This is a genomic window from Natronospira proteinivora, from assembly GCF_024170465.1.
GTDB lineage: Bacteria > Pseudomonadota > Gammaproteobacteria > Natronospirales > Natronospiraceae > Natronospira > Natronospira proteinivora.
The window spans coordinates 1-22,700 of record NZ_JALJYF010000002.1 but is presented as its reverse complement, the minus strand read 5'-3'; the positions used below and the strand labels follow the sequence as shown (position 1 = coordinate 22,700).

At 60.2% G+C, this 22,700-nt stretch carries 20 protein-coding genes; 9 read left to right on the top strand and 11 right to left on the bottom strand.

Annotated elements, in window-relative coordinates; translation table 11 throughout:
• Positions 1 to 51: 51 nt before the first annotated feature.
• The 10 genes from J2T60_RS07425 to J2T60_RS07380 all read right to left on the bottom strand — a co-directional run bounded on the left by J2T60_RS07425 (position 52) and on the right by J2T60_RS07380 (position 10,100).
• Complete coding sequence (locus J2T60_RS07425; protein ID WP_253447773.1) at positions 52 to 2,538, bottom strand: heavy metal translocating P-type ATPase; 2,487 nt, start codon at positions 2,536 to 2,538, stop codon at positions 52 to 54.
• A gap of 8 nt (positions 2,539 to 2,546) precedes the next feature.
• Positions 2,547 to 3,065: a FixH family protein gene (locus J2T60_RS07420; RefSeq protein WP_253447770.1), complete on the bottom strand. Its 519-nt coding sequence runs from the start codon at positions 3,063 to 3,065 to the stop codon at positions 2,547 to 2,549.
• A 15-nt stretch (positions 3,066 to 3,080) separates the two neighbouring features.
• Positions 3,081 to 4,469 carry a cytochrome c oxidase accessory protein CcoG gene (gene ccoG, locus J2T60_RS07415; protein ID WP_253447768.1) on the bottom strand — a complete coding sequence of 463 codons (1,389 nt, stop codon included), beginning with the start codon at positions 4,467 to 4,469 and terminating at the stop codon, positions 3,081 to 3,083.
• A 12-nt stretch (positions 4,470 to 4,481) separates the two neighbouring features.
• A complete protein-coding gene (locus J2T60_RS07410) occupies positions 4,482 to 4,757 on the bottom strand; it encodes a hypothetical protein (RefSeq protein WP_253447765.1) in 276 nt (91 codons plus the stop codon).
• Complete coding sequence (gene ccoP / locus J2T60_RS07405; RefSeq protein ID WP_253447762.1) at positions 4,732 to 5,667, bottom strand: cytochrome-c oxidase, cbb3-type subunit III; 936 nt, start codon at positions 5,665 to 5,667, stop codon at positions 4,732 to 4,734. Before ccoP ends, J2T60_RS07410 begins: the two co-directional genes overlap by 26 nt.
• A complete protein-coding gene (locus tag J2T60_RS07400) occupies positions 5,660 to 5,839 on the bottom strand; it encodes a cbb3-type cytochrome oxidase subunit 3 (RefSeq protein WP_253447759.1) in 180 nt (59 codons plus the stop codon). Before J2T60_RS07400 ends, ccoP begins: the two co-directional genes overlap by 8 nt.
• A 1-nt stretch (position 5,840) precedes the next feature.
• Positions 5,841 to 6,452, bottom strand: a complete 612-nt coding sequence (ccoO, locus tag J2T60_RS07395) for a cytochrome-c oxidase, cbb3-type subunit II (protein WP_253447756.1) — start codon at positions 6,450 to 6,452, stop codon at positions 5,841 to 5,843.
• 3 nt (positions 6,453 to 6,455) lie between these two features.
• Positions 6,456 to 7,886, bottom strand: a complete 1,431-nt coding sequence (gene ccoN, locus J2T60_RS07390) for a cytochrome-c oxidase, cbb3-type subunit I (RefSeq protein ID WP_253447753.1) — start codon at positions 7,884 to 7,886, stop codon at positions 6,456 to 6,458.
• Positions 7,887 to 8,124: 238 nt separating this feature from the next.
• Positions 8,125 to 8,406, bottom strand: a complete 282-nt coding sequence (locus J2T60_RS07385; RefSeq protein ID WP_253447750.1) for a peptidylprolyl isomerase — start codon at positions 8,404 to 8,406, stop codon at positions 8,125 to 8,127.
• Between the two features lie 74 nt (positions 8,407 to 8,480).
• Complete coding sequence (locus J2T60_RS07380; protein ID WP_253447747.1) at positions 8,481 to 10,100, bottom strand: two-component system sensor histidine kinase NtrB; 1,620 nt, start codon at positions 10,098 to 10,100, stop codon at positions 8,481 to 8,483.
• Between the two features lie 209 nt (positions 10,101 to 10,309).
• Between J2T60_RS07380 and sucC the strand changes: the two genes are divergently transcribed.
• The 3 genes from sucC to J2T60_RS07365 all read left to right on the top strand — a co-directional run bounded on the left by sucC (position 10,310) and on the right by J2T60_RS07365 (position 14,152).
• A complete protein-coding gene (gene sucC / locus J2T60_RS07375; protein ID WP_253447744.1) occupies positions 10,310 to 11,473 on the top strand; it encodes an ADP-forming succinate--CoA ligase subunit beta in 1,164 nt (387 codons plus the stop codon).
• Positions 11,474 to 11,545: 72 nt separating this feature from the next.
• Positions 11,546 to 12,415 (top strand): succinate--CoA ligase subunit alpha, encoded by an 870-nt coding sequence (sucD, locus tag J2T60_RS07370; protein WP_253447741.1) that lies wholly within the window; start codon positions 11,546 to 11,548, stop codon positions 12,413 to 12,415.
• A 117-nt stretch (positions 12,416 to 12,532) separates the two neighbouring features.
• Positions 12,533 to 14,152: an NAD+ synthase gene (locus tag J2T60_RS07365; RefSeq protein WP_253447738.1), complete on the top strand. Its 1,620-nt coding sequence runs from the start codon at positions 12,533 to 12,535 to the stop codon at positions 14,150 to 14,152.
• Positions 14,153 to 14,186: 34 nt separating this feature from the next.
• Here the strand turns inward: J2T60_RS07365 and J2T60_RS07360 are convergent, their stop codons facing one another.
• The gene (locus J2T60_RS07360; protein ID WP_253447735.1) at positions 14,187 to 15,002 is read right to left on the bottom strand and encodes an outer membrane protein assembly factor BamD; all 816 of its coding nucleotides are present in this window, start codon (positions 15,000 to 15,002) and stop codon (positions 14,187 to 14,189) included.
• Between the two features lie 164 nt (positions 15,003 to 15,166).
• Here J2T60_RS07360 and rluD point away from each other — a divergent pair, with 164 nt between their 5' ends.
• The 6 genes from rluD (at position 15,167) to J2T60_RS07330 (ending at position 22,485) form a co-directional block, all read left to right on the top strand.
• Positions 15,167 to 16,135 carry a 23S rRNA pseudouridine(1911/1915/1917) synthase RluD gene (gene rluD / locus J2T60_RS07355; RefSeq protein ID WP_253447732.1) on the top strand — a complete coding sequence of 323 codons (969 nt, stop codon included), beginning with the start codon at positions 15,167 to 15,169 and terminating at the stop codon, positions 16,133 to 16,135.
• Positions 16,135 to 16,890, top strand: a complete 756-nt coding sequence (gene pgeF / locus J2T60_RS07350) for a peptidoglycan editing factor PgeF (protein WP_253447729.1) — start codon at positions 16,135 to 16,137, stop codon at positions 16,888 to 16,890. The genes rluD and pgeF overlap by 1 nt, the downstream gene beginning before the upstream one ends.
• Before the next feature lie 101 nt (positions 16,891 to 16,991).
• A complete protein-coding gene (locus J2T60_RS07345; protein ID WP_253447726.1) occupies positions 16,992 to 17,744 on the top strand; it encodes a ZIP family metal transporter in 753 nt (250 codons plus the stop codon).
• Positions 17,745 to 17,834: 90 nt separating this feature from the next.
• The gene (gene clpB / locus J2T60_RS07340) at positions 17,835 to 20,438 is read left to right on the top strand and encodes an ATP-dependent chaperone ClpB (protein WP_253447723.1); all 2,604 of its coding nucleotides are present in this window, start codon (positions 17,835 to 17,837) and stop codon (positions 20,436 to 20,438) included.
• 50 nt (positions 20,439 to 20,488) lie between these two features.
• On the top strand, positions 20,489 to 20,935 hold the full coding sequence (gene mrtJ / locus J2T60_RS07335) for a JDVT-CTERM system glutamic-type intramembrane protease MrtJ (RefSeq protein ID WP_253447720.1): 447 nt from the start codon (positions 20,489 to 20,491) through the stop codon (positions 20,933 to 20,935).
• A 536-nt stretch (positions 20,936 to 21,471) separates the two neighbouring features.
• The gene (locus tag J2T60_RS07330; protein WP_253447715.1) at positions 21,472 to 22,485 is read left to right on the top strand and encodes a hypothetical protein; all 1,014 of its coding nucleotides are present in this window, start codon (positions 21,472 to 21,474) and stop codon (positions 22,483 to 22,485) included.
• The last annotated feature ends 215 nt before the right edge of the window (positions 22,486 to 22,700 follow it).

Below are 22,700 nucleotides of genomic sequence, written 5' to 3'. Positions count from 1 at the left end.
CGCTGGTCGTCGTTGCCAGCGCGGTCAAGGCTGGTTAAATGCAGTGCGTGGTCAGCCATGCGCGGACAGCTTGTGGCTTGGGGCTTGTCGCTTGGAGCTGCTTTTCCTGGCCAAGCGCCGCGCGTTCAACACCACCACCACCGAGCTCAGTGTCATGCCGGCAGCTGCCACGTAGGGGGCAATCAGGCCCATGGCCGCCAGTGGCAGCATGGAGGCGTTGTAGCAGGCCGAAATCGTCAGGTTCTGCCGAATGACTTTGAGCGTATCACGGGCCCCCTTGAGGCCATCCACCAGACTGCCCAGGCGGTCACCAAGACTGATCATCCCGGCGCTGGTCTGGGCCAGGGCCGTCCCCTGGTTCAGGGCCACGGAGATATTCGCGCCCGCCAGCACCGGGGCATCGTTGATGCCGTCCCCCACCATCAGCACCACCGCACCCTGGGATTGCAGTTCACGTAGACGGGCCAGCTTGTCATCCGGGTGCATGCGGGCCTGCCAGTGGTCCACGCCGATCTCCCGGGCCACCCGTGAAACCGGGCCGGGGGCATCGCCACTGGCAATCTCCACGGCGAGGCCTTGTGCCTTCAAGGTGGCGATGGTGGTCACGGCATCCTCCCTCAGGGGATCTTCCAGGCGGTAGAGGGCCAGCAGGCCGCCCTCATCACCCAGGGCAACCCAGGCTTCCTCATCATCAATCGGCAGGGTGGCCTGATTATTAGTCAGTGCCGCCACCCAATCCGGTCGGCCAATGCGCAGGTGCTGACCGTCAATCCATCCCGAGACTCCCAGACCGCGATAGGTTTCTGCCTCTTCCATTGACAAGGGGGTATCGGTTTGGGGAAAGGCCCGGGCCAGAGGGTGTTCGGAATGACTTTCCAGGGCTGCCGCCAGCTCCCTGCATTCCGCTTGAGAGCGCGGGCCCACGGTTTTCGATTCCACGATGGACAGCTCACCCCGGGTAAGGGTGCCGGTCTTGTCCAGCATCACATGGCTGACCCGGGCCAGGGTTTCCAGGGCATCCGGTCGGGTCACCAGCAGGCCCTGTCCCGCCATGTGTCCCGTTCCGGCGGCCAGGGCCGTGGGCGTAGCCAGGGAGAGGGCGCAGGGACAGGTGGCAATCAGCATGGCCAGGGTAATGGGGAAGGCCTGCGCCGGGTCCAGATGCCACCAGAAGGCGAAGACGGCGGCCGAGGCCAGCAACACCAGGCTGACAAAGACCCGGGCCACCCGGTCGGTCAGTCGGGTCAGGCCGGGGCGTTCGGCCTGGGCCCGGCGCAGCAGGCGGGCGATATGGGCCACGGTGCTGTCCTGGCCCAGACGGTTCACGCTCACTTCAATGGCATTGGATACATTCAGGCTGCCGCCCACCACGGCTTCGCCGATCCCCCGTGACTGGGGGCGGGATTCGCCGGTGAGCATGGACTCATCCACCTGGGTCTCCCCCTTTTCGATCACGGCATCCGCCGGGATGGTTTCGCCCGGCAGTACTCGCAGAAGATCGCCAAGGGCCAGATCCCCGATGGGCACCTGTTCGCTGCTGCCATCCGGATTCAGGCGGGTGGCGCTGTCGGGTACCAGGGTCGCCAGGGCATCGGTGGTGGCGTTGGCCTTGTGGCGGGCGGCCATTTCCACATAGCGGGCCGTCAGCAGGAAAAAGGTGAACATGGAGACCGAGTCAAAGTAGATCTCCGGCCCGCCAAAGAAGGTGACCCAGACACTGGCGAGATAACCGGAGCCGATGGCCAGACCCACGGGCACATCCATGCCCGGTGCCAGATTGCGTAGATCCCGGATGGCGCCCCGGAAAATGGGCAGGCCGGCATAAAGAATGACGGGCGTGGCCACCAGCATGCTGACAATACGCAGGAACTGGGCATGGTCGGGGTCCATGCCATGGAAGTCACCGGCATACAGGGCCACGGCAAACATCATGGCCTGCATCATGCCCAGCCCGGCCACAATCAGGCGGCGTAGGGCACTGCGTCGTTCCCGCTGGGCCTGTTCATTGGCCGCGTCCGGCAGGACCGGATGGGGGCGGTAGCCGAGACGGTCCATATGGGCCATCAACTGGCTCAGACGAACCTTGTCGCCTTGCCAGCGGAGCAGGGCCCGGCCGGTGGCCGGATTGACACGGACCTCTTTCACGCCGGGTGCTTCAGCCAGGCCCCGCTCAATCAGCCAGCCACAGGCGGCGCAATACATGCCATCAATCAACAGCGAGGCTTCCTTGCTGCCGTCCTCATGACGATGGATGAAATCCGCCTGCACCCGGTCTTCGTCAAAGCGCTCAAAGGCGCTGGCATCCCGTGGTATTTCCTCAGGCTGACCATTGGCTTGGGGGCGGAAGCGGTAGAAGGCATCCAGGCCGGATCCCAGGATCATGCGGGAGACGGCCTGACAACCATGACAGCAGACCTTCTCTTCCCGGCCCTCAAAGGTGACCGACAGATCAATACCATCCGGTATGACTTCACCGCAGTGAAAGCAGTGGAAACTTGTATCCACCGTGTGCCCGGCTTGATCGGCCATGCTGCTCATCACAGCGCCTATTGATCCCGTTCACTGGTGAGGATATCCAGCTGACTATCACCAATGTCCAGCGTGGCGTTGATTCGCCACTCCTGATCCAAGGGTTCCAGGCGGATATAGTGGCGGCCATAAACCGGCTGGCCGGTTTCCCCGCGATACAGGCCACTGGCGTCCGCTTCCAGCGTCAGGGCAAGGTCGCGCCCGGCATGGGTGGCGTGGGAAAGATGGAGGGTCAGCTGTTCCGGAGGTTCATCGGCACCGGCGAGGCGTAGGGTAATGCGACCATCCTCCCGGTCAACGGCCAGGTAAGCATCAAGCCCCAGCTCGGCGGCTCGGCGCTCCCGGTCGAATTCCCGGTGGATGGCCCGTCCCGCGTCATAATAATCATCCACGACCTTGTCATCCCCCTGGGTCACGGCGGTATAGACCAGGCTCAGACCCACAACGATGGAGGCCATGGGCGGGGCCAGGACAAACCAGAACCAGAATTGCCGCCAGGCCGGCTGATGATCATCGTCTTTCTTCAGTCCTTTCATGATGCGTGTTACCTGTTAGCGGCCATCCGGATTCGGGGCGTGGAAACGGGAACGACTCCGGGTACTGACGTCGGGATCATCCACTGCAGTGAGGGTCAGCTCCACTGGATTGCCGGGGCCGGCGACTTGATCTCTAGGTACCTGAATTCGAGCAGTTATGTTGTCTGTATCACCGGGGCCGATCTCAATGACCTCGGGTCGTGTGATGATGCGTGCCCCCTCAATGCCGCTCACTTCCAGTTGGAATCGGCGTGTCTGATCGTGCTTGTTGAGTACCCGGAGGCTGTAGACATTTTCGATGGTGTCAAAATCCACATCCCGGTATAGCACATTGCGATCAGCCAACACTTCCATGTTGACTTCGCTGAGATTGGCAATGCCATAGCCGGTTCCGGCCATTAGTACCATCAGCAGAAAGCCGTACACGAACACCCGGGGACGGAAGACTCTTGACGGTTTGCCTTCAAGGGCGTTTTCCGTGGTGTAGCGGATCAGGCCACGGGGGTACTCCATCTTGTCCATGACCTGATTACAGGCATCAATACAGGCTGCACAGGCGATACATTCATATTGCAGTCCCTTGCGGATGTCGATGCCGGTGGGGCAGGCTTGAACACAGAGATTGCAGTCAATGCAATCACCCAGGCCCAGTTGTTCCTTGTTAGCGTTTCTGGAGCGGCCACCCCGGGGCTCACCCCGTTGCTCGTCATAGGAAATAATCAGGGTGTTTTGATCGAACATGGCACTTTGAAAGCGGGCATAGGGGCACATGTAAATGCACACCTGTTCACGCAGAAAGCCCGCATTGCCCCAGGTGGCAAAGCCATAAAATAGAGACCAGAAGGTTTCCCAGGGACCAAGCTGGAACTGGCTGGCGCGGTCCAGTAACTCATCAATGGGGGTGAAATAGCCTACAAACGTCAGGCCGGTCCACAGACCCAGTAATAGCCAGAGTATGTGCTTGCTGCCACGGCGGAGGATCTTCTGGCGATTCCAGGGGGATTTGTCCAACTTGATGCGCTTCTGACGGGGGCCTTCCGTCCAGCGCTCAATCCACATGAATAATTCTGTCCAGACTGTCTGGGGGCAGGCATAGCCGCACCAGAGCCGGCCGGCGATGGCCGTGAAAAAGAACAGGGTCAGAGCGGCAATAATCAAAAGCAGCGCCAGGAAAACGAAATCCTGGGGCCAGAAGGTCAGGCCGAATATATGAAACTGTCGGGCGGGTAGATCGAACAGGACTGCCTGGCGTTCATCCCAGCGCAACCAGGGTAGCCCATAATAAATGCCAAGCAGAGCCACCACGGCCAGTGCCCGCAGGTTCTGGAATATGCCTTTTACTTCACGGGGATGAATCTTTTCCCGCGCGGCATACATCTCCTGGTTTTGGTCCTGATTGCTCAATGGTTAGACCTTCTAGTGCCATGGCCCCCGTTCAGGGGTCGGGTTGAGCAGCAAGAGGGTGAGTAGACTGGAAGCCAGGCCCACCATCCAGAACATGAAAAAGCCAATGGCGTAACCACTCATTCGGCTGATTTCAATCCCCGGCAGACTGTCCAGCCGCAGGGTTTCCGGATCGATGTTGGCGAAGAAGACGATGCTGGCCCCTGCGGCCACCAGGAAGGATGGCCACAGGGTAGCGCCCAGTGCTCTTAGCCAGCGCTTTTCACTCATTGTTGGCTGTGTTGCCATCGTCGTTCTCCCCGACATCCAGGCTCAGGCTGTAGATATAGGCCGCCAGAAGATGGACACGATCCTCGCCCAGGATGTGACCCTGGGCTGGCATGCGTCCGGAACGACCCTCGCGGATGCTGTATTCGATGGCCTCCCGGTGACCGCCGTAGATCCATAAATCGTTGGTCAGGTTGGGGGCACCCATGGACCGCATGCCTTTCCCATCTTCCCCATGGCAGGCCCGGCATTGCTGCTGATACAGCTCACCACCCCGTTCCACCTGCTCGGCGGGGGCATCCCGGCCGTTGAGATGAAAGACATAGGCAGTGACCGCTTCCATGCCGTCTTCGCCCAGGGCGGAACCCAGCCCGGGCATGACACCCTGGCGGCCTTCATCAATACTCTGATAAAGGTCCTCCGGGGACCCGCCCCAGGTCCAGTCTTCCTCCGCCAGCTCTGCCAGCCTCGGGAAACCGGGGCGGCCACGAGCATCGGTGCCATGGCAGACCGCGCAGTTGTTGGCGAATAGTCGGCGTCCCGTCTGCATGGCCTCGTCATTGCGGGCCAGTTCCGGGATATCGATCTCGGCGTAGCGGGAAAATAGTGGCGCTACCTCAGCCTCGATCTGTGCCACTTCCTCGTCGTACTGGCTGTACTGGGACCAGTTCAGCAGGCCGGAATAGGCCCCCAGTCCCGGGTAGAGCGCCAGATAGATCAGGCCCCAGACAATCGTGGCGTAGAACAGCCACAGCCACCAGCGGGGCATGGGCTGGTTGAGTTCAGACAGGCCATCCCAGGTATGGCCCGTGGTTTCGTGAGCCGCCCCTTCGCCCGGGCGTTTCTTGGCCGTCCAGCGGATGAGCCAGATGCAGGCCAGGATGTTGGCGATGACAATAATGCTGATGTACCAGCTCCAGCCACTACTCATGATCCTTGCCTCCTCCGCTGCGTTTTTCCGCCGGCTTGTCGTCCTCCAGCGGCAGATTGGCCGCTTCTTCGAAGTCCTGTTTCCGGTTCTTGCTATAGGCCCAGATCACGATGCCAATGAAGATCAGCAGCAGGAGCACGGTGATCAGACCGAAAAAGGTTCCTTGGGTCATCTCAGCGCCTCCGCTCAAGGTTGGTGCCCAGGTTCTGGAGGTAGGCGATGATGGCGTCCATCTCTGTCTTGCCTTCCAGTTCCTCGGTCTGGCGTTCGATATCCAGGTAGGTGTAGGGCACGTTCAGCCATTCCTTCTGGGCCACCATGCGGCGGGCCACTTGGTCCGGTTTCAACTCCCTCTCCGCCAGCCAGGGGTAGGCGGGCATGTTGGAACCGGGGACCACGTCCTGGGGATTGAGCAGATGAACCTCGTGCCAGTAGTCGGAGTACAGGCCACCGACCCGAGCCAGATCCGGGCCCGTGCGCTTGGAGCCCCAAAGGAAGGGGCGGTCATAGACGAACTCACCGGCCACGGAGTAATGGCCATAGCGTTCCGTCTCGGCCCGGAAGGGGCGAATCATCTGGGAGTGGCAGACGTGGCAGCCTTCCCGGACGTAAATGTCCCGCCCGGCGAACTCCAGAGCTTCCAGAGGTTCAATGCCCTCGGCAGGTTCGGTGGTCTCCGAAAGGAAGAACAGCGGCACGATCTGAACCAGGCCGGCAACACTGATCACCGCAGCGATCAGGACGGCCATCAGCGTAATGTTTTTCTCGACAATGGCATGACTCATGGATCAGGCCTCCCGGGCTGTGTTGACAGTATCAGGGGTCAGGGCTTGGCCCTTGTCAGGGCGGGTGGTCATCCAGACGTTCCAGGCCATGAGCAGCATGCCGCCCAAAAAGACCAGACCACCCAGCAGGCGCACCATGTAATAGGGGTAGGTGGCCGTCAGGGTCTCCATGAAGGTGTAAGTGAGGGTGCCGTCATCGTTCACGGCCCGCCACATCAGGCCCTGCATGACCCCGGCGATCCACATGGCGGAGATGTAGAGCACCACCCCGATGGTGGATATCCAGAAATGCCATTCGATGGCCCGCACGCTGTACATCTGCTCCTTTCCAAACAGACGGGGGATCAGGAAATAAACAGCACCATAGGTAATAAAGGCCACCCAGCCCATGGCACCTGCGTGAACATGCCCGATGGTCCAATCGGTGTAGTGGGACAGGGCATTCACCGTCTTGATGGACATCATGGGCCCTTCAAATGTGGCCATGCCGTAGAAGGACAGGGACACGATGAGGAACTTGAGGATCGGGTCTGTACGAAGCTTATGCCAGGCCCCGGACAGGGTCATGATGCCGTTGATCATCCCGCCCCAGCTGGGGGCCAGCAGGATGATGGAGAACACCATGCCCAGTGACTGGGCCCATTCGGGCAGGGCCGTATAGTGCAGATGGTGGGGGCCGGCCCACATGTAAATGGAAATCAGGGCCCAGAAGTGCACGATGGACAGGCGATAGGAATAGATGGGCCTATTGGCCTGCTTGGGCACGAAGTAATACATCATGCCCAGAAAGCCCGCAGTCAGGAAAAAGCCCACTGCGTTATGGCCATACCACCACTGAACCATGGCATCCACGGCCCCGGAATAAATGGGGTAGGACTTGGTCAGGCTTACGGGGATGGCCAGATTGTTAACGATATGCAGCACGGCCACGGTGAGGATGAAAGCCCCGTAGAACCAGTTGGCTACATAAATATGCTTGACCTTGCGAATGGCGATGGTGCCGAAAAAGACATAGGCGTAGGCAATCCAGACTGCCGCGATCAGAATGGCTATGGGCCATTCCAGTTCAGCGTATTCCTTGGCCTGGGTCAGGCCCAAAGGCAGAGTGATGGCGGCAGAGACGATCACGGCCTGCCACCCCCAGAAAGTAAAGGCGGCGGCCTTGTCGGAGATCAGGCGCACCCCGCAGGTTCGCTGGACCACCCAGAAAGAAGTGGCGAAAAGGGCCGAGCCCCCGAAGGCAAAGATCACCGCATTGGTGTGCAGGGGCCGAAGACGGCCGTAGCTCAGCCAGGCGGTATCGAAATTCAAGGCGGGCCAAATCAGCTGGGCGGCGATGATCACGCCCACCAGCATACCCACCACGCCCCAGACGACCGTCATTATCGTGAACTGACGGACGACTTTTTCGTTGTAATTGGGTGTTGATTCCATGGTGTTGGATCCCGTTTATCCAGGGCCCATATGGGCCGGAGGCTTGTGCAGGAGAAGGGCCGTAGCCCGCCGGGATTATGCGGGAATCGATTCTGTTCAGAGTTGATCTGGATCAAGCCTGGAGGAAAGGGGGCGTTGGCAGCGTAAGGGAAGGTGTAAATGGTTTGGATCAGATCAAGGAGGCGGCATTGTAGGCATCCCGGCCCGGAAGGGGGCCGGGCCGGGAAAAGGGGGTGGGTTAGTCTTCTCGGTGGGTGACTTCCAGCAGGTGGTAGCCGAACTGGGTCTTGACCGGCCCCTGGACGGTGTTGATGGGGGCGCTGAAGACCACTTCATCGAATTCCTTGACCATCATGCCCGGGCTGAATTCGCCCAGATCGCCGCCGCGGCCACCCGAGGGACAGCTGGAATGTTCCCGGGCCAGTTCGCCAAAGTCGGCACCGGCCTCGATTTCGGATTTGAGTTTCTGGCAGGTGACCTCGTCATCCACCAGAATGTGTCGTGCACTGGCCTTGCTCATGGTTTTTTCCTTTCTGCAATGATGGTCCTGAGAGTAGCAGCTTTGGGGGCTTTTTCCTGATCCGACCCGGTGATTTAGCTCAACCAGCGGTCCGGGTCGGAGAAAACGATTCGGAAGACATTATTCCCGTTTTGGTAGCGATACTCCAGCCGGGCCCGGTTACAGTCGCAGAGTTCCCGGGCCACGAAAAGGCCCAGGCCGGTGCCCCGCGGGCTGGCAGTATAGAAGGGTTCAAAGATGTTGACCGCGTCTTCATCCGGAATGCCGGGCCCCCGGTTGATCACTTCCAGGCAAGGACGGTTGCCCCGTCCCACATGAGCGATTCGTAAAGTGACCTTCTCGCGGCCATCGGGCTCACCGTAGCGCAGGGCATTGTTGACCAGATTATCCACCACCTGAACCAGGTGATCATCATCCATTCGAACCCGGGTCGACCCCTCTGGGTGCTGGCAGTTGATTTCTTCCGGCTTCAGGGTGCCGGCATCTTCCAGATGCTGACTGTAGTCTGCCAGCCATTCACTTAGATTCAGTTGTTTCGGCTCGGTGGCTTCACGACGGGATAACTTCAGGACGGTTTCAATGATCCGGTTCACCCGCTGGGCATGACGGTCAATGATGCCGTTTAGGTGTTGCTCCTCTGCCCCCAGGCGCTCGGATTCGGCCAACAGTTGATTGGCGTGGTTGATAGCGCTTAAGGGGTTTCGCAGTTCATGGGCAATACTGGCCGTGAATCGGCCAAGGGCAGCCAGCTTCATTTCCTGGGCGCGCTGGCCCTGAAGGTTGCTGTCCTCGAGAAAAATCAGCGTGCCGGGGTTCTCCGGTGCGCCCAGTTCCGTGAAACGGGGCACCACGACCGTTTCACCATCGGCGGCGGTGAAGGAGGCCGGTCGTTCGAAGGGCTTGCTGCGCCGAGCCCGGACCAGTCGGTCCAGTTGTTGGGAAACCTGTTGAACCGGCCGGCCCCGCTGCTCCGGGTCGATGCCCAGAAACTGGGCGGCAGCACCGTTGATCAACTGCAGTCGATCCTGATGATCCACCACCACGATGCCGGTTCTCAGATGGTGGATGATGTAATCATTAAGTTCGGAAAGATTGCGCAGGTCCAGGCCCCGACGCAGGGCCAGGGCTTCGCTTTCCCGTAGGCGCCGGGCCAGATGGGCCCCGCCCAGGGAAATGAACATGAACAGGGCGCTGAGAATGCCGGCATGGGTAAAGCGGGCGGGTATCTGGGGCAGCGACCAGGCAATCAGTACCTGCTGGAAAAGCAGGGCCAGAGTCACCACCGCAGCCAGGCTGATGGCCAGGCGCTGGCCCAGCAAGAGACTGGCGGCAGCCACCGGTATGAACAGCAGATTCCCTAGCCCGGTCTCCAGTCCGCCACTGGATTGCAGAACCAGCAGAAACAGGGCACTGTCCGCGCTGAGCAGGGTCAGGGCCTGGATGCGTGCCGAGGGCCAGCGCCGGGCAAGACTGAGGGCGGCCAGCCCGGCCACCACCAATACCGTAATGGTGGTGAACAGGAACAGTCGCGGCTGGACGCTGCCCAGCATGCCGCCTTCCGGTTGAAACAGCAGGCCAGCCAGAAACACCAGGCCAATTCCTACCCGGAACAGGTTCAGCAGTCGTAGCACCCTCCAGCGGAGATTGATATTGGCGTGTTGCCGCAGCGCGCTGTCGTCCTGGTCGTGGAGCATGCCTTTTGTGCCTTGTTCCCGGGTGGCGGGGGGCGTTTTTTTGCGAAATCAGCCAATTTACGCCAGAATACGCACCTTTGCAGCGGATCGCAGCGGTCTGGATCGACCCGCCTACCGGCGCCCCGGTTTCTACGGTGGCATGCCCCGGCGGCTTGTTCCGGGCGTTCTGACGTTCCGTATCATCCATCCCCGACCCCTGAGCTTACACGATGAATCTTCACGAATACCAAGCAAAACAGATATTTGCGGAATTCGGCGTTCCCGTCTCCGATGGTCGCGTGGTCAAGTCCGCTGAAGAAGCGGTGGCTGCCGCCAAAGAACTGGGTGGTGAACTCTGGGTGGTTAAGGCCCAGGTCCACGCCGGTGGGCGCGGCAAGGCCGGCGGCGTCAAGCTGACCAAGAGCCCGGAAGAAGCCGGTGAAAAGACCAAGGAGATGCTGGGTTCCACCATCGTCACCCACCAGACCGGCCCAGAAGGCTTGCCGGTTCACGAGGTCTACATCGAGAAGGGCTCGGATATTGAGCGTGAGCTGTATCTCTCGGTGGTCGTGGATCGTGCCTCCGAGCGAGTGGTATTCATGGCCTCGCCGGAAGGTGGTGTGGACATTGAAGAAGTGGCGGAAAAGACCCCTGAGAAGATCTTCAAGGTCACCGTGCATCCGGCCGCCGGCCTGCAGCCTTATCAGGCCCGTCAGCTGGCCTTCGGCCTGGAGCTGACCAAGGCCCAGCTGGGCGCCTTCACCAAGATTGCCGGCGGTCTCTACAAGATGTTCGAGGCCTGCGATTGCAGCCTGGTGGAGATCAACCCGCTGATCGTCACCCCGGAGGGCGAAATCAAGGCCCTGGACGGCAAGGTGAACCTGGACGACAACGCCCTGTATCGGCAGAAGAAGCTGGCCGAAATGCGTGATCTGACCCAGGAAGACGAGGCGGAAGTGGAAGCCAGCAAGTACGACCTCAACTACGTCTCCCTGGAAGGCAACATCGGCTGCATGGTCAATGGTGCCGGTCTGGCCATGGCCACCATGGACGTGATCAAGCTGTCCGGCGGCCAGCCCGCCAACTTCCTGGACGTGGGCGGTGGCGCTACCAAGGAGCGGGTCACCGAGGCCTTCAAGCTGATTGTTTCCAATGAAGGTGTGGAAGCCATCCTGGTGAACATCTTTGGCGGTATCGTTCGCTGTGACCTGATCGCCGAGGGCATCATCGCCGCCGTGGAAGAGGTAGGCGTCAAGGTGCCGGTGGTGGTGCGTCTGGAAGGCACCAATGTGGATGAAGGCAAGGCCATGCTCGAAAAGAGCGGCCTGGACATCATCCCCGCCGATGATCTCAGCGACGGCGCTGCCAAGGCCGTGGAAGCCGCGGGCAAGTAAGTTCGCCGCACACATTCACAGGGCGTGGTCCGCAGTGCGGGCCACCATGCAGAATCTCAAACGGGAAGCGACATGAGTATTCTTGTCAACAAAGACACCAAGGTGATCTGCCAGGGTTTTACCGGCAAGCAGGGCACCTTTCATTCTGAACAGTGCATTGCCTACGGCACCAACCTGGTGGGCGGCGTGACCCCCGGTCGTGGCGGTGAGACTCATCTGGGCAAGCCGGTGTTCAACACCGTGCATGATGCCGTGGCCGAGACCGGTGCTGAAGCCAGCATGATCTATGTGCCGGCACCTTTCGCCGCCGATGCCATCCTGGAAGCGGCCGATGCCGGCATCAAGACCATCGTCTGCATCACCGAGCACATTCCGGCGCTGGACATGGTCAAGGTCAAGGAGGCCATGAAAGAGCACGATTGCCGCCTGATCGGTCCCAACTGCCCGGGCATCATCACTCCCGGCGAATGCAAGATCGGCATCATGCCGGGCCAGATCCACAAGCCGGGCAATGTGGGTGTGGTGTCCCGCTCCGGGACTCTCACTTATGAAGCGGTCCATCAGACCACCCGCACCGGCCACGGCCAGTCCACCTGCGTGGGCATCGGTGGTGATCCGGTTCACGGCATGAGCTTCATCGATTGTCTGGAACTGTTCGAGAAGGATCCCAAGACCGAAGCCATCATCATGGTGGGTGAGATTGGTGGCACCGATGAAGAGGAAGCGGCTGACTTCATCAAGAACCATGTCAGCAAGCCGGTGGTGGCTTATATTGCCGGTGTGACCGCGCCGCCCGGAAAGCGCATGGGCCATGCCGGCGCCATCATTTCCGGTGGCAAGGGGACTGCGGACGACAAGTTCGCCGCCCTGGAATCGGCGGGTGCCACGACGGTGAAGTCGCCGGCCGAACTGGGTGAAGCCATCCAGAAGGTGCTCGCTTGATCCGCTGAGTACCGCTCAGCGTGAATGGTGGTCCCATGGTGATGCCAGGGGCCGCTTGATCTCGGGTCCCTGTCCGGTTAACGGACGGGGACTCTTTGTTTCGGCAGGAAGGAAATCATGTCAGCACAGCTTGTGATTGTGACCGTGCAGATCAATCCCGTGGTGGGGGACATCCAGGGTAATCTGGACCGGATGCTGGAAGCGGTATCCACCGCTCGGCAGGAACATGGGGCGGATCTGGTGATTTTCCCCGAGTTCTGTCTCACCGGCTATCCACCGGAGGATCTCCTGTTGCATGAAGATTTTTCCCAGCAGGTGCAGGCGGCCGAGGCGACATTGCGAGCGAAACTGCCGGGGGATGTGGGGGTGTTGTATGGCACCCCCGATTATTCCCATGAAGGATTGCGCAATGCAGCAGTATTGCTCTCAGAGGGCCGGGAGCTGGCTCGCTATCACAAGCGCTGTCTGCCCAATTACAGCGTCTTTGATGAAAAGCGCTGGTTCACTGCCGGCGATCAGGCCTGTGTGGTGGACTTCAAGGGCGTCAAGCTGGGGCTCACCATCTGCGAAGACCTCTGGGTGGCCGGCCCGGCCGAAGACACGGGCCAGGCCGGGGCGGAGCTGATCCTGAGTCTGAGCGCTTCTCCCTATGCCTTGAATAAGGCCGAGGAGCGCCAGGCAGAATTCGCTCAGCGGGCTCGGGAAGGCGGTGTTCCGGTGCTTGTCTGCAATCTGCTGGGGGGGCAGGACGAACTGGTCTTCGATGGGGCCAGTGTCGGTGTTAACCCGGACGGGGCGGTGGCGCTCCAGGCTCCTGAATGGCAAGCCGGCTTCTATCCCGTGCAATATGCCCAGGGCCGTCTGTTCGATGGGCCGGTCCATACACCCTTGTCGGCGGAAGCCAGCCAGTATCAAGGCGCGGTGCTTGCGACCCGCGATTATCTCAACAAGAATGGCGCTCCGGGTGCCCTGATCGGGTTGTCCGGCGGGATTGATTCAGCGATTACCCTGGCCATTGCTGTGGACGCCATTGGTGCGGACCGGGTCACGGCGGTGATGATGGGCTCTGCCTATACCCGAGATATCAGTTATGAACTGGCCCGGGAGCAGGCGGCGTTGCTGGATGTTGAGTACCTGAACCTGGATATTGGCGATTCCGTCGCGGCGCTTGAAGAGAGTCTGTCCAGGGGGCTGGCCGAGCCGGTATCCGGTGTGGCGGCCGAGAATCTGCAGAGTCGGATTCGGGGTGTGAAGCTGATGGCCCTGTCCAATCAGCGGGGCGAGATGGTGCTGGCCACTGGAAACAAGAGTGAGTTGGCAATGGGCTATGCCACCCTCTACGGTGACATGGTAGGGGCCTTCGCCCCCATTCGGGATCTCAGCAAGAGTCGGGTCTATGCCCTGGCAGACTGGCGGAATCGACAGGGGCGGGTTATTCCCCAGGCGGTGATTGATCGCCCCCCTTCCGCGGAACTTCGCCCTGACCAATACGATACCGACAGCCTGCCCGAGTATGCCGTGCTGGATGCCATTATCGAGGCCTTTGTGGAGGCCGACCGGGGGCTGAATAGCCTGGTGGCCGAGGGATTCGATGAGGCGCTTTGCCAGCGAGTACTGCGTATGGTGCAGCTGAATGAATACAAGCGCCGTCAGGGCGCCCCCGGCCCGCGACTCAGTCGTCGGGCCTTTGGGCGGGACCGCCGTTACCCCATCACCTCGGGGTTCCGGCGGGGGTGATAAGCGATCGCAGCTCTATCCGGGGGCAGGGTGCTTAGAAGAAGTGCGGGCGTTCGCCCCGTTCATGATCTGGATAGGAGCGGGCCAGTACGCCTCGGACATCCTCGGCCAGATCGCTTTCGCCCACGTTTTCATAGGCTTCGGCCATCAGTTCCAGCATATAGGGCGTCACGCTGTTGGGTTGCATATCTTCGATGACCGTAGTGGCGCGAGCCACAGCGGCCATGTAAGCGCCCCGGTCCAAGTAGTGATTGGCCACATGCCAGTGGTGTCGGGCGATCAGATTGCGCAGGAAAACCATGCGCATGCGGGCATCATCGCTGTATTCACTGTCGGGAAAGCGCTCCACTAAATCTCGGAAGGCATCGAAAGAGCGCTGGGCATTGCTGATGTCCAGACGGGCCGGATCCAGGTTGATGGCTCGTCTTGTCAGCGAGGCCCGTTGATCGAACCAGGCCATGCCCTGCATGTAATAGGCGTAGGCGAGATGTTCGCTTCGCGGATTTTCGCGAATGTAGCGACGCGCGGCTTCATTGGTGCCCTGACGGTCGCGCATGCGGTAATAGGCGTATATTTGGTCCAGTTGAGCTTGCTGACCCTGCGGTGTGAAGGGATAGCGGGCTTCAAGCTGCCGCAGCATCTGCAGGGCCCCTTGATAGTTGCCCCCCTGCAAACGGCCATAGGCGCGGTCATAGAGCTCTTCTGCATCCACCGCAGGATCCAGGTCCGGCCCCGTATCCCGCCCGGCGCAAGCGGACAGTAGGACCAGTGCCAAGGCCAGTAACAGCCCCTTGGTCATCAGGAGCATGGGGTTAAAGGGTTGAATTGATAGCGTGCTATTGCCGTGCATGGATCGGCGGCTCCGTGATGACACATGTTTGCAAAACAGAAGGGTGTTCCCGACCCGGCCTGCGAGTCGGGTTGGTATCCTTCTTTCCAAACCCAGTATTATAACGTCCTAAAGCGCGCCACCCTAACCCGGGTGGTGCATCGTCCGCAATTTCCCGTCCGGAGATGCCCATTTTGCGTGAGCAAGCCACGATTCCTCCATCCCTGGCCGGACAGCGTTTCGACCGCGCATTGGCCCAGCTGTTCCAAGATTATTCCCGTAGCCAGCTGAAGGGGTGGATTGAGGCGGGGCAGGCTCGCCTTGACGGCGCTGTTTGCCGGCCCCGGGATTCCGTCAGGGCCGGGCAGGAGGTGGTTCTGGAACGACCGGCGGCGGAGAATGTCATTCAGCCCCAGGCACTGCCACTGGACGTGCTGCACGAGGATGCTGACCTGCTGATCGTCAACAAGCCCGCCGGCCTGGTGGTTCATCCGGGAGCCGGCAATCCGGATCAGACACTGGAAAATGCCCTTTTACATTATTTCCCCGAAGTGGCGTCCGTGCCGCGGCATGGCCTGGTGCATCGCCTGGACAAGGACACCAGCGGCCTGCTTGTGGTGGCACGCAGTGATCGGGCCCATGCCCGTTTGACCGAGGCCATGCAGGCGCGGGAGATCAGTCGGGAGTATCGGGCCCTGGTAGTGGGTGCGATGCCGGCTGGGGGGACCGTGGAGGCGGCCATTGCCCGCCATCCCGTGGATCGCAAGCGGATGGCGGTCAAGGAGGGAGGTCGGGAGGCGGTGACCCATTACCGGGTGCTGGAACGCTTTCCGTATCACAGTCTGTTGCGGGTAATGCTGGAGACCGGTCGCACCCATCAGATTCGAGTGCATCTGGCCCATATTCGCTATCCCATCGTGGGGGATCCTGTCTATGGGCGCCGGCTCTCTGTGCCCCGGGGGGCCAGCGAAGTACTGGCACAAGCCCTGCGCGCTTTCCGTCGCCAGGCCCTGCATGCCGCCGAATTGCGGTTGATACATCCGGTCAGCGGCGAAGAAATGCATTTTCAGGCGGAATTGCCGGATGACTTTCGGTCATTGCTGGGGCATTTGCGGGATGATGCTGCGGCCCGCGCCGCCGGAGGGAGGATTTGATGGATCCGGCCTTTCTGCAAGCCGAATGGCCGGTCTCGCCTCGGGTTCGGGCGTTGACCACTGGGCGCCACCCCGAGAACGATACCGGGGCCAGTCGGGGGCCTTGGCAGGGACTGAACCTGGGCGGACATGTGGGCGATGAGCCGGCCGCCGTGCAGGCCAATCGACGCAAGCTTCAGGCGCTGGCGGGGCTGCCCGCTTCTCCCCAATGGTTGAAACAGGTGCATGGATGCCGGGCCGTGCGGCTCCCGCAACAAGCGCCAGCCCCCGAGGCCGATGCTGCCTGGACGGATCAGCCGGATGTGATTTGTGCCGTGCTGACGGCGGATTGCCTGCCGGTCTTTCTGGCCAGTCGCGATGGTGCCTGTGTCGGCATTGCTCATGCTGGTTGGCGTGGCCTGGCAGCCGGCGTGCTGGAAAACCTGCTTGCCGCCATGCCCGAATCACCACCGGGATTGTGTGCCTGGCTGGGTCCGGCCATTGGCCCTGGGGCTTTTCAGGTAGGTGAGGAGGTTCGTCAGGCCTTTCTCGACCAGGATGCCGATTGTGCGGCGGCGTTTGCCTCGGATGGTCCGGGTCATTGGCGGGCCGATCTGTATGCACTGGCGCAACGGCGTTTGCAGGCGGCTGGTGTGACCTGGGTGGGCGGTGGAGATGTGTGCACATTCAGTGACCCGGCGCGTTTCTATTCCCACCGGCGGCAAGCGCCCTGCGGACGCATGGCCAGTCTGATCTGGATGACCCATGGGGCTTGACGGTTAGGGTTATAATGTAACAGTCTGATTCGGCCGATGGGGGATAAGTACTGCGGCTGAGTCGGCTGCAGTTGAATCGGCAAAAATAAAAGGGACGCAACATGATCGAACTAATGCAGGCCCTCTTTCTGGCCCTGCTGGCCGGGCTGACGGGGACCTTGATGGCGTCCCTGTTCCTCTTGGCCCCCGGGCATTGGCGGGATCAGAGCCTGCCATTGCTGATTGGTTTCGCCGTTGGCGCTTTGCTGGGCGCGGCTTTCTTCGAATTGATCCCCCACGCTCTGGAAGAACTGGAACGCCCGGATCTGGAGCGCGTGGGCCAGGTCTTTTTTCTCACCTTGATCGTGGCTTTTTTGCTGGAAAAATTCCTGCGTTGGCGGCACCACCAGAAACAGGCGGATATGGCCCGCCCAGCCGGGACGGTGGTGCTGATCTCGGACGCGGTGCATAAATTCGTCGATGGCGTGGTGGTGGTGGCGGCCTTTCTCACCGATCCCGTACTGGGTGCGGCCACGGCCCTGGCGGTGATCGCCCACGAAGTGCCCCATGAGCTGAGCGCCCTGGCGATCTTGCTCAATAGCGGTTTCCGCCGCTTCAGGGCGTTCTTGTTGAAACTGCTCTCCAGTCTGGCGATTGTGCCGGGCGGGGCGCTGGCCTGGTTCTGGCTGGAACCCATGACCGCCGTGCGTCCCTTTATTCTGGTGGTGGCGGCTGCCCTGTTCAGCTATATCGCTCTGGTCACCCTCATCCCTGAGCTGCAGCGGGAACATCGCCCGCGTGTCAGTGCCTTGCAAAGCCTGGCCATTTTGGCCGGTGGGGGCGTGATTTTCCTCCTCCATCACCTGGCCCACTAACGCCCCTATCAGACGTTTCGCTTGAAAGCGCCCGGAATGTCTCCATTGTCTAGGCAGTGATGAAGTATTCCGGGAGAGTGTCCGATGCGAATGGATAAACTGACAAGCAAATTTCAACTGGCATTGGCCGATGCCAACTCCCTGGCCTTGGGCCGGGATCACCAGTTCATGGAACCGGTGCATGTGATGCAGGCCATGCTGGATCAGGATGGTGGTGGCCTGCGGCCGCTGCTGGACAAGGCCGGTGTGGAAGTCAATCGACTGCGCTCCAAATTGGGCCAGGCCATTGATCGCCTGCCCACGGTTTCGGGCGGTGAGAATGAGGTGCATCCTTCCCAAGATCTGATTCGCCTGCTCAATGGTTGCGACAAGCTGGCCCAGAAGCGGGGCGACAGCTACATCTCCAGCGAGCTGTTTCTGCTCGCGGCGGTAGATGCCAAGGGTGAACTGGGCCAGATTCTGAAGGATGCGGGTGCGGTCAAGGGCGCCATCGAAAAGGCCATCGACGAGGTGCGCGGTGGCGAGAGCGTGGACGATCCCAACGCCGAGGATCAGCGCCAGGCCCTTGAGAAATATACCATTGATCTCACCGAGCGGGCCGAGCAGGGCAAGCTGGACCCGGTGATCGGCCGTGACGAAGAGATTCGCCGCACCGTGCAGGTGCTCCAGCGCCGGACCAAGAACAACCCGGTCCTGATCGGTGAGCCCGGCGTGGGCAAGACCGCCATCGTGGAAGGCTTGGCCCAGCGCATCATCAACGGCGAAGTGCCCGAGGGCCTCAAGGACAAGCGGGTTCTGTCTCTGGACATGGGCGCCCTGTTGGCGGGTGCCAAGTATCGCGGCGATTTCGAGGAACGGCTCAAGGCCGTGCTCAAGGAACTGGGCCAGGAAGAAGGCCGGGTGATCCTGTTCATCGACGAGATCCACACCATGGTGGGTGCCGGCAAGGCGGAAGGCTCCATGGATGCCGGCAATATGCTCAAGCCTGCCCTGGCCCGGGGTGAGCTTCATTGCGTGGGTGCCACCACCCTGGATGAATACCGCAAGCATCTGGAAAAGGATGCGGCCCTGGAGCGGCGTTTCCAGAAAGTGCTGGTGGATGAGCCCAGTGAAGAAGACACCGTCGCCATCTTGCGCGGCTTGAAGGAGCGCTACGAGGTTCACCATGGGGTAGAGATCACCGATCCGGCCATCGTGGCCGCCGCCTCACTGTCCCATCGCTACATCACCGATCGCCAGCTGCCCGACAAGGCCATCGACCTGATCGACGAGGCCGCCAGCCGGATTCGCATGGAGATCGACTCCAAGCCTGAATCCATGGACCGCCTCGAGCGTCGCCTGATTCAGCTCAAGATCGAGCGTGAGGCCCTGAAAAAGGAAAAGGACGAGGCTTCTCTGCGACGGCTTGAAAACCTGGATGAGGAGATCGGTGAGCTGGAACGGGAATACGCCGACCTGGAAGAAATCTGGAAGAGCGAGAAAGCCTCGGTCCAGGGTGCGACCCATCTCAAGGAAGAGCTGGATCGGGCCCGTACTGAGCTGGAGATCGCCCGGCGTGAACCAAACCTGGAACGAATGGCTGAGCTTAAGCATTGGCGCATCCCGGAACTTGAAAGGCGTATTGCTGAAATTGGTGAGAGCAACACTCAATCTGAAACAAAACTCCTGCGCAATCGCGTGACCGACGAGGAAGTGGCCGAAGTGGTTTCCCGCTGGACCGGGATCCCGGTGGCCAAGATGCTGGAGTCGGAGAAGGAAAAACTGCTGCGCATGGAAGAGTCTTTGAGCCAGCGCGTGGTGGGCCAGGACGAGGCCCTCAAGGTGGTCTCCGACGCCATTCGCCGCTCCCGGGCCGGCATTGCCGACCCCCATCGGCCCAATGGCTCTTTCCTTTTCCTGGGCCCCACCGGCGTGGGCAAGACCGAGCTGTGCAAGGCCCTGGCCCATTTCCTCTTCGACACCGAGGAGGCCATGGTTCGCATCGACATGTCCGAGTTCATGGAAAAGCATTCTGTGGCACGGCTGGTGGGCGCACCCCCCGGCTATGTGGGCTATGACGAGGGCGGCTACCTCACCGAGAAGGTCCGTCGCCGGCCCTATTCGGTGATCCTCCTGGATGAGGTGGAAAAGGCCCATGCGGATGTCTTCAACATCCTGCTGCAGGTCCTGGATGATGGCCGTCTCACCGATGGACAGGGTCGCACGGTGGACTTCAGAAACACTGTCATCGTCATGACTTCCAACCTGGGCTCCCAGGAGATCCAGGGTTTCACGCATGACAGTGACTATGAACAGATGAAGCAAGCCGTGATGGGCGTGGTCGGTCAGCACTTCCGGCCGGAATTCATCAACCGCATCGATGATGTGGTGGTCTTCCATGCCCTGGACCGGGCCCAGATCCGCCAGATCGCCGATATTCAGCTGCGCAATCTCCGCCAGCGCCTGGTGGAGCGGGATATGCAGCTGGAGATCAGCGAAGACGCGCTGGACAAGCTGGGCGAGGCGGGCTTCGATCCGGTTTATGGGGCCCGGCCGCTCAAGCGGGCCATTCAGCAGCGGGTGGAGAACCCCCTGGCTGAACGGATCCTCGGCGGCGACTTCGGCCCGGGTGATACCATTTGGGTAAGCTTGGGTGAGGACGGCTTTGTCTTCACCACCGAAGAAACCTCACCGAGAACCGCTGCGGTGCATTAATGGAAAACGATTCGTTGAAAGACGCGACAGGCAAGCGAGGGGCCGCCGGCATGCGGCCCCTTCGCTTTGGTGGTATCCGCTGGAAGGATGATGTCTTCTGGCTGGTGATGACCCTGGGGCCCATCACCTGGTCGGCGATGCTGTTTGTGCTCACCCCCACGGACAACTGGGGCTGGCCTTTGCAAAATCGCTGGGTCTTTCTTCTGCCCGTGTTGATCTATCCCGTCATGGAGGAAATCGTCTTCCGGGGTCTGATCCAGGACTGGATTGCCAGCAAGACCCAGAAGGCCTTCGGCATCCTGACCCTGGCCAACCTCATCACCAGTGTCCTGTTCGCCGCCAGCCACCTGATCTATCAAACACCCCTCTGGGCCGCCCTGATCTTCTTCCCCTCCCTGATCTTCGGCTGGTTCCGTGAACGCCACAATACCCTGGGCAGCCCCATCCTGATCCACGTCTGGTACAACTTCGGCATGGTCTGGTTCTTTGGCGGTTAGCTTTTTAAAGGCGCACACGAAGGACACGAAGAAAGGCAGAAGGACACGAAGGGATTTAGGTATGGCAGGACCCCCCACCGTAGGAGCGAATTTATTCGCGATTCAGGCGGAGGAGGTTATAGCGGGTTCGGCTTTTTTGGAACACGGAGACCACGGAGAATCCACGGAGGACACGGAGGGGGTAAATGGGGAAGGCAATAACTGTGGGAGCGGCGTCCGCCGCGACTAGAGTCAGTCGAAGCCTTGATCGCGGCGGACGCCGCTCCCACAGCTGGAATCAAACAAAAGCATCCGCTGTCATTTCCTCTGTGTGTCTCTGCGGATTCTCTGAGACCTCTGCGTCATAAAGCCAAGCTAGGCCCCATCCGATCAGCATCTATACCCCTCGAGCTCTAAACCTTAATCACCCTTCGCGTCTTTCTGCCTTACTTCGTGTCCTTCGTGTTCTGTATTGAAAAATGTGTGGTAGCGACGAGGGGTCTGATCGTGACTGAATTGACTGCTATAGTTGGAGATAGTGTTTGATATAAATTGGGATGAACGTTGAAGAGAGAATGGAATCTATGAGTAAAATTAAACGGTTGATGGTGGGGGCTGCTCTGCTGGTATTTCAGGCTAATGCCGTTCATGCGGCAGAGTCGGAGGCACCTCGCCCGCTGGATGTTGCCGGGTCTTATGAGGCATTCATGGCCTTTCACGACGAGTACCACGGCAATTTGCCTGACCAGGAGGAGCTTGGAAGCAATCACCGGGATATCTTCCTTCCGATTCAAGAAGAATTCCACCGATTATTTAAAGGCGTGCTTGAAGCGGAGCCATTCCCGGTTTTAGCTTCGGGAGCATTGCAGGAGGTTTATCGGACTGCCTATACGGCGAGTTTCTATATGCCCGATGAGCTAAGTGCCCGCCTGATGAAGTCTGTTTCCAAGGAGTTGCAACAGCGACCATCGGCGCCTCAGTCGGATGGACAGCATCCGCCGATGGAGCAGCACGAAATCCTGAGTTATTACAGTCTGATCAATGCCCGCCTATTCGACGAGGCCAGGAATTTTGCTGATCACATGGGGATTGATGAAAGCCAGCGCCGTGAAAGTTTGTACGGTATTCGCCCCGGTGGGGGCGAAGCTTTGAATTTACTGCGGCCGGGAGGCAGTGACTCAAATGTCCAATTCGAGGTTGAATCCTTGAATCTGGAAAGAGGACCAATGGTAATTGCCGCGGTGGATTCCGGTTGCCATTTTTCCAAGGAGGCCATGGAATACCTGGATGAGAATCATCACAAGATTCATGACGCGGGGGTTCCCGTTCATTGGGTAACCCGTCAGTCCAATACCGGCCGCGCTTTGTCCCGGATCCATGATTGGAACCAGGATGCCGAACATATCAAGATGCGAATCGCTTGGCGTGAAAGCGATTGGCCGGAGACCATAGCCTTCCACACGACACCCCGTTTCTATTTTATTGAAGACGGGGAGCTGGAATCCGTCATGAACGGCTGGGTCGGGGAAGCGCCCCACGAAGAGTTCTTTAAATTGTTGAGAAGACTATAGACGTTCGTGGGGTTTGGCGGCGGGTCTTACAGGCGTGACACGAAGGTCACGAAGAAAGGCAGAAGGACACGAAGAGGGTCAGGGGGAAGGCAGGAACCCGCCCACCGTAGGCGCGAATTCATTCGCGATTCAGGCGGAGGAGGTTATAGCGGGTTCGGCTTTTTTGGAACACGGAGACCACGGAGAATCCACGGAGGACACGGAGGGGGTAAATG